This window comes from Coleofasciculus sp. H7-2 (genome assembly GCF_042747725.1).
Lineage (GTDB): Bacteria > Cyanobacteriota > Cyanobacteriia > Cyanobacteriales > FACHB-T130 > FACHB-T130.
Genome location: NZ_JBHZGO010000024.1, coordinates 199150 through 213749, shown reverse-complemented (window position 1 = coordinate 213749; position 14600 = coordinate 199150). Strand labels below are relative to the sequence as shown.

At 45.7% G+C, this 14600-nt stretch carries 12 protein-coding genes; 3 read left to right on the top strand and 9 right to left on the bottom strand.

All coding sequences use genetic code 11. The features are described from left to right. Positions 1-223: 223 nt before the first annotated feature. The 5 genes from ACFW2W_RS05885 to larC all read right to left on the bottom strand — a co-directional run bounded on the left by ACFW2W_RS05885 (position 224) and on the right by larC (position 6868). Positions 224-1981: a zinc ribbon domain-containing protein gene (locus ACFW2W_RS05885; RefSeq protein ID WP_378174612.1), complete on the bottom strand. Its 1758-nt coding sequence runs from the start codon at positions 1979-1981 to the stop codon at positions 224-226. Positions 1982-1990: 9 nt separating this feature from the next. Then, a complete protein-coding gene (locus ACFW2W_RS05880; protein WP_378174609.1) occupies positions 1991-2701 on the bottom strand; it encodes a hypothetical protein in 711 nt (236 codons plus the stop codon). 373 nt (positions 2702-3074) lie between these two features. Then, positions 3075-4223 (bottom strand): alanine--glyoxylate aminotransferase family protein, encoded by a 1149-nt coding sequence (locus ACFW2W_RS05875; protein WP_378174606.1) that lies wholly within the window; start codon positions 4221-4223, stop codon positions 3075-3077. 239 nt (positions 4224-4462) lie between these two features. Continuing rightward, entirely contained in the window at positions 4463-5323 is an 861-nt protein-coding gene (blaOXA, locus tag ACFW2W_RS05870; RefSeq protein ID WP_378174603.1) for a class D beta-lactamase, read from the bottom strand. Between the two features lie 198 nt (positions 5324-5521). Further along, entirely contained in the window at positions 5522-6868 is a 1347-nt protein-coding gene (gene larC, locus ACFW2W_RS05865; protein ID WP_378174600.1) for a nickel pincer cofactor biosynthesis protein LarC, read from the bottom strand. A 74-nt stretch (positions 6869-6942) separates the two neighbouring features. On the opposite strand from larC, the gene ACFW2W_RS05860 reads away from it, so the two are divergent. Together ACFW2W_RS05860 and ACFW2W_RS05855 are read left to right on the top strand one after the other, a co-directional pair. After that, positions 6943-7596, top strand: coding sequence for an L-threonylcarbamoyladenylate synthase (locus ACFW2W_RS05860; protein WP_378174597.1), 654 nt, complete (start codon positions 6943-6945; stop codon positions 7594-7596). Between the two features lie 487 nt (positions 7597-8083). Further along, positions 8084-9277, top strand: coding sequence for a HetZ-related protein (locus tag ACFW2W_RS05855; RefSeq protein WP_378174594.1), 1194 nt, complete (start codon positions 8084-8086; stop codon positions 9275-9277). Between the two features lie 73 nt (positions 9278-9350). Here ACFW2W_RS05855 and ACFW2W_RS05850 read toward each other — a convergent pair whose 3' ends face one another. Further along, positions 9351-10079, bottom strand: a complete 729-nt coding sequence (locus ACFW2W_RS05850) for an ATP-binding cassette domain-containing protein (RefSeq protein WP_378174591.1) — start codon at positions 10077-10079, stop codon at positions 9351-9353. 96 nt (positions 10080-10175) lie between these two features. On the opposite strand from ACFW2W_RS05850, the gene ACFW2W_RS05845 reads away from it, so the two are divergent. Beyond that, entirely contained in the window at positions 10176-10883 is a 708-nt protein-coding gene (locus tag ACFW2W_RS05845) for a PHP domain-containing protein (protein ID WP_378174651.1), read from the top strand. Positions 10884-10965: 82 nt separating this feature from the next. Here ACFW2W_RS05845 and ACFW2W_RS05840 read toward each other — a convergent pair whose 3' ends face one another. The 3 genes from ACFW2W_RS05840 to ACFW2W_RS05830 all read right to left on the bottom strand — a co-directional run bounded on the left by ACFW2W_RS05840 (position 10966) and on the right by ACFW2W_RS05830 (position 14574). Continuing rightward, entirely contained in the window at positions 10966-11949 is a 984-nt protein-coding gene (locus ACFW2W_RS05840) for an alpha/beta hydrolase (protein WP_378174588.1), read from the bottom strand. 815 nt (positions 11950-12764) lie between these two features. Next, positions 12765-13448 carry a response regulator gene (locus ACFW2W_RS05835; RefSeq protein ID WP_378174585.1) on the bottom strand — a complete coding sequence of 228 codons (684 nt, stop codon included), beginning with the start codon at positions 13446-13448 and terminating at the stop codon, positions 12765-12767. Between the two features lie 421 nt (positions 13449-13869). Beyond that, positions 13870-14574, bottom strand: coding sequence for a murein L,D-transpeptidase family protein (locus ACFW2W_RS05830; RefSeq protein WP_378174582.1), 705 nt, complete (start codon positions 14572-14574; stop codon positions 13870-13872). Positions 14575-14600 lie beyond the last annotated feature (26 nt).

The following is a 14600-nucleotide window of genomic DNA, read 5'->3' as shown; positions in this document are numbered from 1 at the left end:
CAGTCGCCCGCAATCTAGCTCTCAACCTGTATCGTGATTTAGGCTTTGACAACATGGCTCAAGCTCAGCGTCGTTGTGGGTTCAGCTTGAACCACTTGAAGTCAATCTTTAGAATGAAATAGCCCTGTCAACATTTACTGATGGCTTTGGCAATTTATTTGATAGAAATACTTGCAATAAGATTATTGTCAAACGGATACAAGAACGCCATCAACAGCAATAGTTACCCAGAGATGAATTCATCTGCCGCGTTTTTGATAATCCTCGAACGAACTTCCCCTATCAATCTTATACCCATTAATTGTGTACGTTTCGCCTGAACAATATCACCAATCTTAGGGAACTGCTGCCTAATTCTATCTTTAAGCTTTCCACTAATAGATAAAGCATCAATTGATTCTTCTAGTAAGCCACTTATAATGGATGTTGCTTGAACTTTTTGCCCACACTCAGGGCAAAACTTTGCATTGGGTGGTAAGTCCGCCGAACAATTAGCACATTGGTCTGATGCCTCTTTTAAAGCCCTTAAATAACTTTCAAACTGCGGATCGTCACCTGCAAACTCTTTAGAATATCTAATACTTAAAACCTTGATCGCCTCTGCCAAATCAGGCATTAAAAATGCTTTTTCTGTAACAAGAAGTGCAAGATGCACCATATATCTAAAACCAGTTTTTTTATCAGAAACAGCGATTGTTCCCTTGTTTGTTAGTACGCCTGAGTAGCATAAAATATTTAATGCTAGTTTAAGATTAGGCGACATATCACGTCGAACTGTGAAAAAAGCTGACTGGTAGTTATTTTGCTTTTGACGATGGTTTTTACTTCTAAGTTCTGGAATAATATAACTCCGTAATAAATCCATCCCAACACCAACATGGTGAGAAAACTTAGGGATTCTTTTGGATAAGTTTTGATGATAAGGAATAAGTTCTTTATCAATAAAATCCTGTACTGCTAACCTAACTGCCCTCTCAGAAAACCCTTCTTTTAATTGTTGAGCTTTTTCAAGAGTGCGATTCAAAATATGTAAAAATGCCCGAGGATTTCCTGTAGAAAGATAAATACAGATATCTAGTGTCTGACCTTTACTAAAAATCTTTTTACATAAAGAATTATCAGAATCTATTCGCTTTTTCAACATATCTCTAAAATTTTCTCTGATTGCCTGACGTCCTTCAATAGTATGATCAAATCTATCCATTGGTATAGCTATCGCATCTTGCTCAGGTTCAAAGTTCTTTCCATAAGAAGTTATGCTTGGATAAACAGCTGCCTTAACGGCTATTGAACCGCCATGAATACGTTTAAATATTTCAAAGAAAATTTCTTGTTGTCTAGGAATAAAAGTGTGAGCGGCCTCATCAAATAAAAAGACTATCTTTTGTAGATCGAATTTTGCAATTATTTCCTTAAGAGTTTCCATTACATAGCCTAAGTCGTTAACTTTATCAAAAAAATCATTTCCGATTTTAGCTATTATTTCTTCCTTATTTACTGCCATCGCTAGGTTTTGCAACTGATGGGCTTTTTCTTGCAAATATATTTTTGTCTCTTTAGGAGATTTTATACCAAACATTGCCTCGTATGGATCGATAACACTTTGATGACTAATCAAATCAAGAAAAAGAAGCTTTTCATGTAATTTTTCAAGGATTTTTGCACCTACCCAAGATTGAAAAGCATCCCGTTCACCTACTTTAATTCCCTCTAGTAAGGTACTGGTTTGAAACGTAACATATACAGCTAACTTTCGATGTATCGTAAAGTCTCTGTCCATCTCGAATTCCGCTTGCCTAAGTAGCATAGACTTTCCAACGCCACGAGAACCTTCCAAAAGATGAGCGCCACCACCTTTTACAGTGTCTACAACTTTGCGTTCAAAGTCACCTAAAACTGTTAACTGCGGAATTTGCGTATAGACTAGATCCTCACATCTAGCAGCCTGTAGTAACTCTAAAACTTGTGAATTTTCAGACATTCTTATAATTTATTGCAATCGGGAAAGGGACGGTAATTTTTTTTCTAATTCAAAAAAACTGTCGCTAAATCGATTTTCCCACAGGTGTAACAGTATATTTTGAACTTGCATTACTAAATCGAGATGCTTTTGCCAATCTACAGAATTATGATTAAAACGGTCGGGTAAAACAGACTCAAAGGTGGAAATTTTTCCATGTATTGTATTGCTAAGAATTCTATATATTTTTTTGCATTCTTCCACCTCAAATAGAAAGCCAGTAGATTTTTTATAATTTTCATTTAAAATAAATGATTTATAACTGGGACTATTGAGGTAATCAATCATTTCATTAAAGTTAAGATCCTTATCGTGGCACTTCCATCCCCAGAACTGATGAGGCATATCCCATAAGTATATGATAGCAACACCAAGCTCTAATACTCTACGAAGAAGAGTTTGAGCAGGTTTATCCAGGGAGCATCCAGCTAGATATACTGAAGTTACGACATCTGCAAACACTTCATCAAATATGGTTGTAATTTCTTTCTGAGATTGAGATAAATAGGGCTTTTCGCGTATAACTTGACCGAGAATAGCAAAGGCACGCGCTTTTATTTCTACTTGAGATAATTTTTCTATATTTTCTAAAAGAGAAACTTTTAGATTTTGCCTTAGTTTCTCTTGAAGTTCTATGAAAATTTGGGTTGCTCCCGGACTTTGCTCCTCACTCAAGTCCATAATTTTACCTTTCTATTATTAGATTTATACATTTTTTCAGTAAAGTTGTTTGCAGACATACAACCACTACAACTCCTACAACTGGTTAAGAGCGAAAGTCTGACGCTAATATTGTAGCCGTAGGCTTATCCCTGGGATACAGTTAGCACAAACCAAAGACTTCTAGTTGATGGAACTTGATAATAGGTTGTCAAGTTGTAGAGGATTTGGGCGGTCGCAACTTCCATTCAAGCACCTCAACTGCTAACTAATGAGCAGCAGTTAGGGATGAAAGACAACTAACGGACGATAATTACCCAGAGACAGGCCAAAAAGGCGATCGCGCGATCGCCTTTTTGGAGGGTGCGTTTCTCTTAGCACCCTAAATTCTCATTTAATGAGGTAAAACCTGCCCCAATGCCTCCAAAAGGCGATCCACACTCTCTGGACGGCTGTTGAAGCCCATAAGACCCACACGCCAGACTTTACCCGCGAGTTCGCCCAGTCCGCCCCCAATTTCTATATTGTGTTCGTTGAGTAGCTGACGCGCGATCGCTTTGCCATCCACACCCTCTGGAATGCAAACGGTTGTCAGGGTTGGCAGGCGAAACTCTCGTTTAACGTGCATAGTAAGTCCTAAGTTTTCTAAGCTTTCCCAGAGATACTCGACGTTCTTTTGATGGCGCGTCCAGCTATTTTCTATTCCTTCTTCTGCAATCAAACGCAACGCTTCCCGCAGAGCATAGTACAAGTTAATGGGGGCAGTGTGGTGATAGATGCGTTCCTTGCCCCAATACTTACTCAACAACGTCATATCTAAATACCAATTAGCCACCTTAGTGCCACGTTGTTGCAATTTTTCAACTGCACGCGGACTCATCGTAAACGGCGAAGCACCGGGGGGACAACCTAACCCTTTCTGGCTACAGCTATAAGCTAAGTCAACCTTCCACTCATCCAGAAACAAGGGCACACCCCCCAGACTGGTAACACTATCCACCAATAGCAGACAGTCAAATTCACGACAGATGTCGCCGACTGCTTCCAACGGTTGGCGTGCCCCCGTGGATGTCTCGGCATGGACTAAAGCCAGAATAGCGGGGCGATGAGTTTCTAAGGCGGTTCGGAGTTCGTCTATGGGGAACACTTGCCCCCAAGGTTTGGTAATCGTTCGCACATCCGCACCATATCGTCCTGCCATATCCACGAGACGGTTGCCGAAGTACCCGTTAACGCCCACCAGAACCACATCACCGGGTTCGGTGACGTTGGCAAGGGTTGCTTCCATTGCTGCCGTTCCCGTACCGCTGACTGCAATAGTGAGAGGGTTTTCTGTCTGCCAAACATAGCGCAGCAACATCTGGATTTCGTCCATCAGTGCCAGAAATGCTGGATCGAGGTGCCCCACCGGAGGGGTATTCATCGCCTGAAGGACGGCGGGATGGGCATTGGATGGACCTGGACCCAGCAGCAGACGAGTTGGGATTTCTAAAGGGGCGAGTTGCAGCCGAGTCGTGTTGTTAATTGAGAAGGTTAGGGTCATGATTGGTTCTAGGCTTGATCAAGCGGGGACTAATTTAGAGTCTAAAGGTTAGCTGAGTGCAAGTAACGCTACTGATAAATCGGTTAAGAGACTGTTTGTTAGGACTCGCCGCACATCACCACATAGTAAGGGCAACCACAAGGGATTGAACCCGAAAAAACGCTATATGTATAAGCTTTGCGTAAGTCCTGTTTGTAAGGAAAATCTGAAAGCAGAAAGTTAGGGGTTTGCGGGTGTTTTTAAAGCAGTCCTAACGCTTTAAGACTGCGCCTGGTGATTTCAATGCGATTGACGGCATCATTATCATTTCGCATATCGATATTTGTGGCAAAGAAATAAACATTATTGTTCTGTTCCAGATATCCCACAAACCAGCCAGTCTCAGGAGTCGTAGTGTTAGTCCAGCCCGTCTTTCCGCGCAGCACATAGTCTGGGGTTTGTTCGCGCACCATAATATCTTTGACCAAATTTAAGCTGCGTTGAGAAAAGGGTAAGTCGCTGCGATAGAGACGTTGCAGGAACTCAATCTCTTGTTTGGGCGTAATTTGTAAAGGACCTTCTAACCAAAATCGATCGATCTGCTCAGATGTACCAATTTGGCGGTTTCCATAGCCGACTTGATTGATAAACTTCTGCATCCGTTCATGCCCAATTTTCCGAGCCAAAACTTGGTAGAACCAAACCGTTGAGTCTTTGAAACCTTGGCGCAGGTTGGTGTCTCGGTTCCAAGCTGCCACTTCCCGTTGAATGCCGTCCCAGGTTAATACAGTAACCTCATCTCGAATCACCCCCGTTTCCAATGCCACAAGCGCGTTGAAAATCTTGAAGGTTGAAGCGGGGAAGAATGCCGTTGAGTTTCGAGGCGCGTTATGTTCGTAGAATTGGTTTTTGTTGCGGTCGTAAACTAAAATTGACCCTTCAATGCCCAGTTCTCTGAAAGAACGCCCCAGGTCTATCCTTTGAGCTGTGGTTATCTCCGAAGTTGGTTGAGGTGGCTGAGAGTTCGCCGCAGTGCCGAGGAAAGCGCTAATGGTCAACAGCGCCACGAGGCTAACAATGGCAAGAGCGATCGCTAGCAACACTTGCTTGATTCGATACATCAGGATTTTCCTTACTGATTCAGGACTTACGCAAATAGCACCACATCTGAGGGCAACCACAGGGGGATTGCCCCTACAAAACGCTATATGTATAAGCTTTGCGTAAGCCCTGTGATTTTCAAACCAGTAGTAATACAGCAATCGGTTTGGCAGTTCCAGAAATTTAGTCAGGCATCTGGGACTTCGCTTGCCGCAAATTCAAGTGAAGTTGTGACTGTGCTGGAGATACCAGATATTGAGCGCCAGTTGATGCACCTCGCGCCAGGGAAGGTTGTTTGCCTTGGCTAATTCGGCACAATCTTCGTATTCTGGCTGCACATTAGCGATCGCTCTCTGGTCAGAATGCCCAGTCCAGGCAACCTTGACGCGAACGCAGCCATATTCTGTTTGCACCTGCTGAATTTCTCGCTGCAAAATTGAGCGTTGCTGTATCAGACGCCGGATGCCGAGTGTCGTCGTTTCTCGGAATAAGATGGTTTCGCAAGCGGATATCTGTTCTGGATGGCAAATAACCGTCAGCAAAATGCCAGGACGAGACTTTTTCATCCCAATCGGTTGAGTGAAGACATCTAGCGCACCGGCGGCAAACAGTGCCTCAAACACATAGCCAATGGCTTGGGGACTCAAGTCATCGATTTGGGTTTCCAGCACCGAAATCATTTCTAAACAGGGGCTTTCGGAAGGCTGAATGAATTCCGACTCCTGTTGAGAGGCAAATCGCGTCTCTACACCCTCGCCAATCCAGAGGCGCAGAATATTGGGAATCGGTAACTGACGGGAACCAGCACCATTCCCAACCCGCTGGATAGTCATGGGTGGTGGAGATCCAAAGCCGGTAGCAAGCGTACAAGCGATCGCTGCCCCAGTCGGCGTCACCAGTTCCCGCTCGATCCCATTACTATAAACTGGCACCTGGCGCGATTCCCACAACTTCAATACAGCTGGTACTGGCACCGCTAGCTGACCGTGAGCCGCTCTTACCATACCGCCCCCAGTCGGGAGTGCCGAACAATATAATTCGTCAATCCCCAACCAATCCAAGCCCAGACAAGTGCCCACAATATCTACAATGGCATCAGTAGCCCCGACTTCATGAAAATGAACTTCCTCTGGGGCAATGCCGTGAACCGCTCCTTCTGCGTCTGCCAGCCGTCGAAACACTGCCAAACTGGACGCTTGTACCCGTAACGGAAACTCAGCTGCTGCAATCAACTGCACAATTTCTGGCAAATGCCGCGTCGGGGAATGAGGATGACCCCATGATATCTCGCCATCGTGATGCTGATGCCCCCCATTTTGACGGTGATGTTCGTGGCGGTGATTTAAATCAGTGTCATTGCGATCGCTCAAATCTACGTGAAATTTAGTGGCTTGCTGACCGTTCCGGTGAACCTGTTCGGCTCGTAACTGGTATTCTTGGGAAATTCCCAGCTTATGGAGCTTTTCTCTCAAGTAATCTAGGGGAACCCCCGCATCTACGAGTGCCCCCAGGCACATATCACCGGCAATTCCTGTTGGACATTCTAGATACGCTAGCTTGTTCATAAGGAGATAAGAGTCAGGAGTCTGGAAAAATTCTGGATTCTGAATTCTGTAATCTCAGTTCTGGATTCTGCATTATGGCGACAATCTACAACATCCATCCTGATACACCACAAACTCGTGGAATAGAACAAATAGTAGGTGCCCTAAGAGATGGCGCTGTGATGCTATATCCCACTGATACTGTCTACGCGATTGGCTGTAACCTAAACGTCAAGTCAGCAGTAGAGCGTGTGAGGCAGATTAAGCAGCTATCTAATGATAAGCCCCTGACGTTCCTGTGTCCGTCTCTGTCGAACATTGCCCAATATGCCATCGTCAGTGATGTCGCTTATCGGATTATGAAGAATTTAATTCCTGGGACCTACACGTTTCTGCTGCCAGCCACCAAATTAGTGCCCAAGCTGGTGATGAGTCCCAAGCGCAAAACTACCGGCATTCGGGTTCCAGAGCATACGGTGTGCCAGTCGCTGTTGCAGGCATTAGGCAATCCGATTATTTCCACCTCAGCTCACCTAGCGGATGAGAATGGCAACGCCCCAACTCTAGGGCTGGAGAAGGCAAAATTGTTTGACCAGCTAGACAAGCTAGTAGACATGATTGTGGACACTGGCTCGTCCGGCGGAGATGGGGTATCAACAATTTTGGATTTGACAGATGAGGAACCTGTCATCGTCCGGCGGGGTCTGGGATGGGAGGCTGCAACGGCTTGGGCGACATCGGTCAGTTGATTAAAGATTAAAGATTAAAGATTAAAGATTAAAGATTGAGTTAAAGCTGTTAAATACAAAATCCCAAATCGCCAATTCTTCAATCCCTTTGTGAACTAAAGACTATTAACTACAGCCTCCGCACTAGGGACTTCGGACGATAACCCTACCAGCAATCCAGTTCTTGGATTGTCCACTCAACACCAGCTCCTACCGCTTTGCGACAACACTTTGCGTCGATAGTTTGCGGGGGCGCAAGCCCAGGTACAGCAAGGGTTAGCGCTTCTTTAGGTGAGAGGGAATGATGGGAGAGCGTCGAGATGACCCATAGTGAGCTAAGAGTAGTAACACATCCGCTGTCCGGTGTCCAACAATAAGCCCCTACAGTCTAAATATAGAGAGTTGAGACGGTCAATCGCAGGCGCTGCCTGACGGGAGACAAAACTTTTGAACCGTTTTCAGTGGCTCTTGTTGACTTTGAATACTTTCGCTACCAGGGGCTTTCACCATGACAACTATCAATTCTCCCAGTCAATCTTCTGAAAACCTATGTCACTCGACCGAGCAACTGTTGGGAATCGACGTGCAAACGATGACCGAGCTGTTGTTGGAGGAGTTGCGGACTGAAATCAAAGGGATGTCTTGGCACGTTCAGGCAGTCGCCAACCGAATCGCGCTAGAGGTGGAGCGAATTTGCCGCAAGAGTCCGCGCATCCAAACTTCTGGTGAGGTTCGCTCTTGGCAGTTAAATCTGGGACGGCATCGGTTGCAAAAGTGTCTGTCATATTACCGGCTGGGTTCTAAGCGGGGTCGGGTGGAACTGCACAGCAACCTAAGCGCGATGGTTTATCGTTATGTGGTGTCGCCACAATCTCAATTAGGTTTTCAAGCCCGCTACAACCTGATTGAGGACTTCTTGCAAGAGTTTTACGTGGAGTCTATCAAAGCTTTCCGGCGGGAAAACGATCTGACGGTAGACTACACTCCCCGCACTCAACTGGAACTGGCGGAGTATATGGCGTTCAGCGAACAGTATGCCAAGCGTCGCATCAATTTACCGAATGGCACCAGCCAGCAGCTGGTTGTGTTGAGGGCACAGGGGTTTGCTCGCCGCCAGCCTGCTGAGACGAGCATGGATATTGAGAAGGCGATTGAGTTTCCTAGGGGTGAGGATGCGGACACCCAAAGTCGGTCAGCGGCGATGCACCAGCTGCGATCGCAATTGGTTGCCGATACGATTGACCCGGCGGAAGCGGTGTTGCGCGATCGCGTCGTCGCTGAACTGATGGAATACCTGCAAGTCCAAGGTCAAGAAGACTGTGTAAATTACCTGGTTTTAAAACTGCAAGACCTCCCAGCACCAGAGATTGACGAAATCCTGGGTTTAACAGCACGTCAGCGCGACTACCTACAACAGCGCTTTAAGTACCATGTGGAAAAATTCTCACATTCAAACAACTGGAAGCTGGTACATCAATGGTTAGGAGCCGATCTCGACCAAAAACTGGGACTCTCTTCCCAGCAGTGGGAAGCGTTTTGGAATCAACTTTCTGCGGAACAGCAGCAGCTGTTGCAGTTAAAACAAGCTCTCCTCAGCGATCGGGAGATTGCTCAAACACTCACCTGCACGCCCAAACAGTTACAAAAGCGCTGGACTCAAGTGCTGGAAATGGCTTGGAAAATCCGCAATTTAGACAATTAAAAATGCTTGCATTAAAAATGAATCATTTCTTGTTTCATCTTTAATGCAATAATTTTTAATTTTTAATTATTTTCTACCCCCACTGGAATTTCCCAGGAATGGAATAGGAACGGGAATCGAGCAAATGCTCTGCCTGACCAACTGCAACGACTCGTCCCGCTGCTAATATTACTAAACGATCGGCGAGTTCCAGGGCATCGGCTCGTGAATGAGTCACCAGTACAACCGGCAAGTTAAATTGACGTTGAATGGTTTTCAACTCGGTTCGGAGAGTTGCTCTCAAATCATCATCGAGGGCGCTGAAGGGTTCATCGAGAAGCAGAATTTTAGGGTAGGGAGCTAAAGCACGGGCGATCGCTACCCGTTGAGCTTGTCCGCCAGAAATCTGCTGCACGGGTTGATGTACCAGATCCTCAAGTTCTAACAACTTTACCAATTCATTAACGCGCTGCTGCCGCCGGTGCCGTTGCCAGCGGTTGAGAGCAAAGCCAATATTTTCCGCTACGTTCAAATGCCCAAATAAGGCGCAGTTTTGGAAGACATAACCGACATTTCGCCGGTGCGCTGGCAAGTTCAGACGCTCTTTAGTATCCAGGAAGATTGTTCCCGCCACTTCAATCCGACCCCAGTCCGGATGCAACAACCCTGCGATCGCTTGTAATGTCGAACTCTTGCCACAGCCAGACGGCCCAAATAGAACGGTTAAGCCGCCAGAAACTTCAAACTGAATATTTAGGTGAAACTGCCCGCCAATGGTCGCCGACTTGGGCAGAAAATTTTTGCCAAACGCGACTTTCAGCATGGAATGCACATAGAATACCCCAACGCAATTCCTGTTTAGTTTTGCTAGGGTATATGTTAACAATTGTCAACGAACGCGCACGGCTACTCGGCGGTTATGGCGATCAATCTTGCTCAATCTTCTGCTTCACCCCAGCCACCAGCCCAGAATACAACAGCGCTCAAGCACGTTTTTGAGACGATTCGGGCTGATAGTTGTCCGCACTCCTACAACTTTCATATGCACACCGTCTACTCGGATGGTCGTTTGGCACCGAGGGCGTTGATGGAACAGGCGATCGCTATTGGTCTTAAAGGGCTGGCGATCGCTGACCACCATACGATTGACGGTTTCAAAGAAGCTCAATACTGGCTGCAACACACCTACAAAAATCCCCATTCCGCCCACCTACCCCACCTGTGGATCGGCACCGAAATCACCTCTAGCTTGCTGAACACAGAAGTCCACATCCTTTGCTATGCTTTCGATCCAGAACACTCGGCGATGAAGCTATATCTGAAAGGCTCTGCACCCCAAGGAAGCGATGCTGACGCCGCCAATGTGATTGCCGTCGTCCATCAGGCGGGTGGTTTGGCAGTCTTGGCTCATCCAGCCCGCTACCGCCTTCCCGCTGCCAAACTTATCCCTGCCGCCGCTGAGTTAGGCATTGACGGCGTTGAAACCTACTACGCCTACAACAACCCTAGCCCTTGGCAACCCAGTCCTAGGGAAACGATGGAGGTGGAACAGCTAGCTGCCACCTATGGTTTGTTCAGCACCTGCGGCACCGATACCCACGGCTTAAATTTGCTCCAACGCCTGTAACACCCCCAACCCCTCTGGGCAAGCTCCAGAGGGAAGCTGGAGCCGCTGGCAAGGCGATCGCGCGGCGGTGATATGACTTTTTTTAATCGACGGCTAGCAATGAGATGATTGTAGACAGTTCGGGAGAAACCCGCTGACTCAGATTTAGTTGATTCACTACTGTGTTGAAGGAGTCGCCCTGCTGCAAGCGATCGCGCATCTCCTCCACTTCACCCCAGGTTAAATCGCTTTCGACATAGGCTTTAGCTACTGCAATCACTAAGTCTGAGTATTCATTGCCCTCAGCTTTGGTCATCATATTGTGCTGAATATTCAGAGTTTGGTCAAAGCGGTGATACCAGCACTTGGGTTGATGCGGGAGTAAGGCTTCAAACAAAGCTTTATGTTCTTCGTTACCAACTGCGCGATCGCTTTCACTCGACACAATTAACATGGGCGCGGCGTAACTCATTTCCGCCCGATCGAAGATATCTCTTCCCATGTCTAAAAATACTCGCAACGTTGGCATGAGAAAGCCGTCATAGCCAAAATGTGCGACTCCCGGTTCAGTCTTCCACTCAAAGTAAATATTAAATATCCGCACAAACAGATCCACTACCTTATTGCTGCCACTCAAATAAGGGGCAAACAGCAAAGCCCGATAAATTTGTACGGCGCGTTCTAGGGATAGCCAAGCTGCCAAAGTGCTGCCACCAGAAAGCCCTCCCACTACCACTTTTCTTCCCAAAGCTTGAGCTTGTTGTAGCCAGTAAAGCCCAAACTGTTGATAAACTTCCTGTTCTTCGGGAAGCGGAGGGGGGTTATCTCCATCCCAATTGCCTGCGATGCCATGCCCCGGCAGCAAAGGAATCAAGACGTTGTAACCTGCTTTAAAGAAAGCTTCTCCTATCGGCACAAACTGTTCTGGAGTGGCAGTAAACCCATGAAAGAATAGACACACTTTGTCCGTAGGATTAGAGTAAAGAAAAAACCGAGAGCCGCGAGTTTCATCCATCAGCGGTAGCGCATCTTCACGGGCTTTTGTCTCTCGCACCAATGCTGCGGTAAAGGTGGAATAGTTGAACATTTTTATCTGAATCGTTTTTGGATGGGAAGCCCGAATTCAATGCGGCGCAGCACATCTATAGCAGTCCTAAATGATTCGTGAAGGCGCGATCCCCGACTTCGTAAGAGTTGTCGGGGATCTGAGGCGCTGGCATCTCACAAATAAAATAGGATTGCTATACATCTATTTAGATTAACAGTCACAAGGACTCTGTGAATCCTTCAGTTACAAAAACAGTTCGTAGGGAATGGAAAACGCTCTTGAAACCCAACATCTGCATGGGTTACGCTATCGCTAACCACTACTACAAATAATTAATCCCACCTACTTAGGCTGATTTTCTCAAACGAATGGGTGGCACCCGCAGCTGCAATTTTTGATTTTACAATTGCACACTTAATTAATCGCTTTTCGCTTCTATCTAAAGGAATATAATGTTACTGGCAGCTAAACAAAAGCCGCTCATTGCGGAGCGGCTTTTATGGGTGAGAATCAGCAAAAATTGGCAACTTTTATGGTAATATTCCACTTTGAATGACCATCAGAACGGTGACACTAACGCTCATTAATACTAAAAGAATTCCCAGAGAAATTGATTGACCCAAATGAGGCGTTTGTGAAACTTTCATCTTTTTTCTTTGAATTTATGAATTGTATTTAATGAAGATACCAGCAACCTCAAGGGATCAATGTAAAAAAGACGAGTTTCTTTAATAAACGCAATATTTCTTAAGAATCGTCAGGGCGATCGCTCATAAAGACAAGCACAGATCCAGATAGCAAAAGATGTAAGGGCACGCGCTAAGCCCATGCCCTAAAAGCTGTGAGAGTGAGGATTACCGAGTCAAACCGTGTTCAAGGGCATAGCGCACTAACTCGGTGCGGCTATTTGTCCCTGTCTTGCTAAATAAGCGGCTGACGTACTTCTCAACGTTGCGGACACTGGTTTCCAGGCGTCGGGCAATTTCTTTATTCATCAATCCTTGCGCTACCAAGTCTAAGACACTTTGCTCTCGTGGCGTTAAGTCTATGCGGATATGGGAAGGCGACTGGGGGATTCGATTGGTATCTTCTAACATCCCCCGGATGGCAGCAATCTGTTGCTTGATGTCCTCAATATCGTTACCGCCGGTGGTGTTAGTTGTGGTGGTGCGACGTTCCAGTAAGTTTTTGACAATTGCCTCCAATTCCTCCGGATCGAAGGGCTTCGGGAGATAAGCATCGCAACCCGCTTGATAGCCTTGGATGCGATCGCTTGTCATGCCTCTAGCAGTTAAAAATACCACTGGTAAATTTTTGAAGCGAGGATCTTCCCGCAGCTGCTTGAGGAACTGATACCCATCCACCTTGGGCATCATCACATCTGAAATCACTAAGTCCGGCTGGTTCTTCTGCAACATCTGCCATGCGTCACCAGCGTTACTGGCAACCTGAACGGTAAAACCACTGTCTTGCAGATATTCTTTGACTGCTTCGCGCAGTCCCGGTTCGTCGTCTACCAGTAACAATTTTCCTGTCATTTATCTTTCCTTGCCGCTACGTTTTTTTAACAGTGTTTTCTTAACAGCTGTGTTGGCATCTGTGTTCCCTTGCTGCTGGTTTTTTTTAATGTAGCGAACTTTTTTAACCTCTCTTTGTTGGGACTTCTGGACTATTCAAATGCAACCATCAATAATATAATTTAACGCGCTCAAATTGTCTATTTCTATTTGACAGCTGTGCTTCCCCTTGCCCACTAGGTTACGAGAAGGGAAAAGGCGCTGCGATCGCTACCGACTCAGTCTGTTCGGTAAAGCAAGCGATCGCAGACCTTTATTGACAGGACTTATGCAAAGCTTATACATATAGAGTTTTTTCGGGTTCAATCCCCCTGTGGTTGCCGGTGGCAGATGCGGTGATGTGCGGCGAGTCCTGATTGATTAAAAACTAAAAGTTGGCATTTTATTGAATAATTTCGACTTCCGTTCCTTTTTTCACAACTTGATATAACTCTTCAACATCTCGATTTTTTAGAGAAATACAGCCTAATGTCCAGTTTGAGCGCTTTTCTATCAAAAAATCTTGCCGATCGGGGACGCCGTGAATTCCTACCTGTCCCCCGATTGAATCAAGCCAATTTATTTTCCCGTTTCCCTTGGCTTTGATATGTTTTCTCCAAGAATCTTTGGTTGGGTAATCCAGCCAGAGAAACTTTGACCACGTAGGATGCGTATAGAGGTCTTTTATCTTGAATATGCCTTCTGGAGTCCTGCCATCCCCTTCTTTGAGCTTATCATCCACTGAGTTGAAGCCCAAAACCACTGGATAAGACTTTAGGGGCTTTTTATCGTAATAAACTGTCAGTCTGTACCTAGATTTCTCAATGAGTATAGAGACTTTATTCTTGTCTATTTCTGGAGAATCTACTAGCTGTGTAAGCTGATGCGTATAGTTTAAAAGCCCCTTTCCTGCAACTTTAGGATGTAAATGATTTGCAGAACGATTATCAGAACAATTATTCCAGCAAAAGACGTGCAGAAGATAGGGCAGCGGTACAGCATAACCCAGACGAATGAGTTGGATGTATAGGCAAAAAATCCCGGATAGGAAAACAGAAAAAATTAAAAACTGTCTTCTTCTATTCCCCTGTTTTCTGCTGCTGCCCATTGTGGATGTAGTTGGAGCAATTCAAA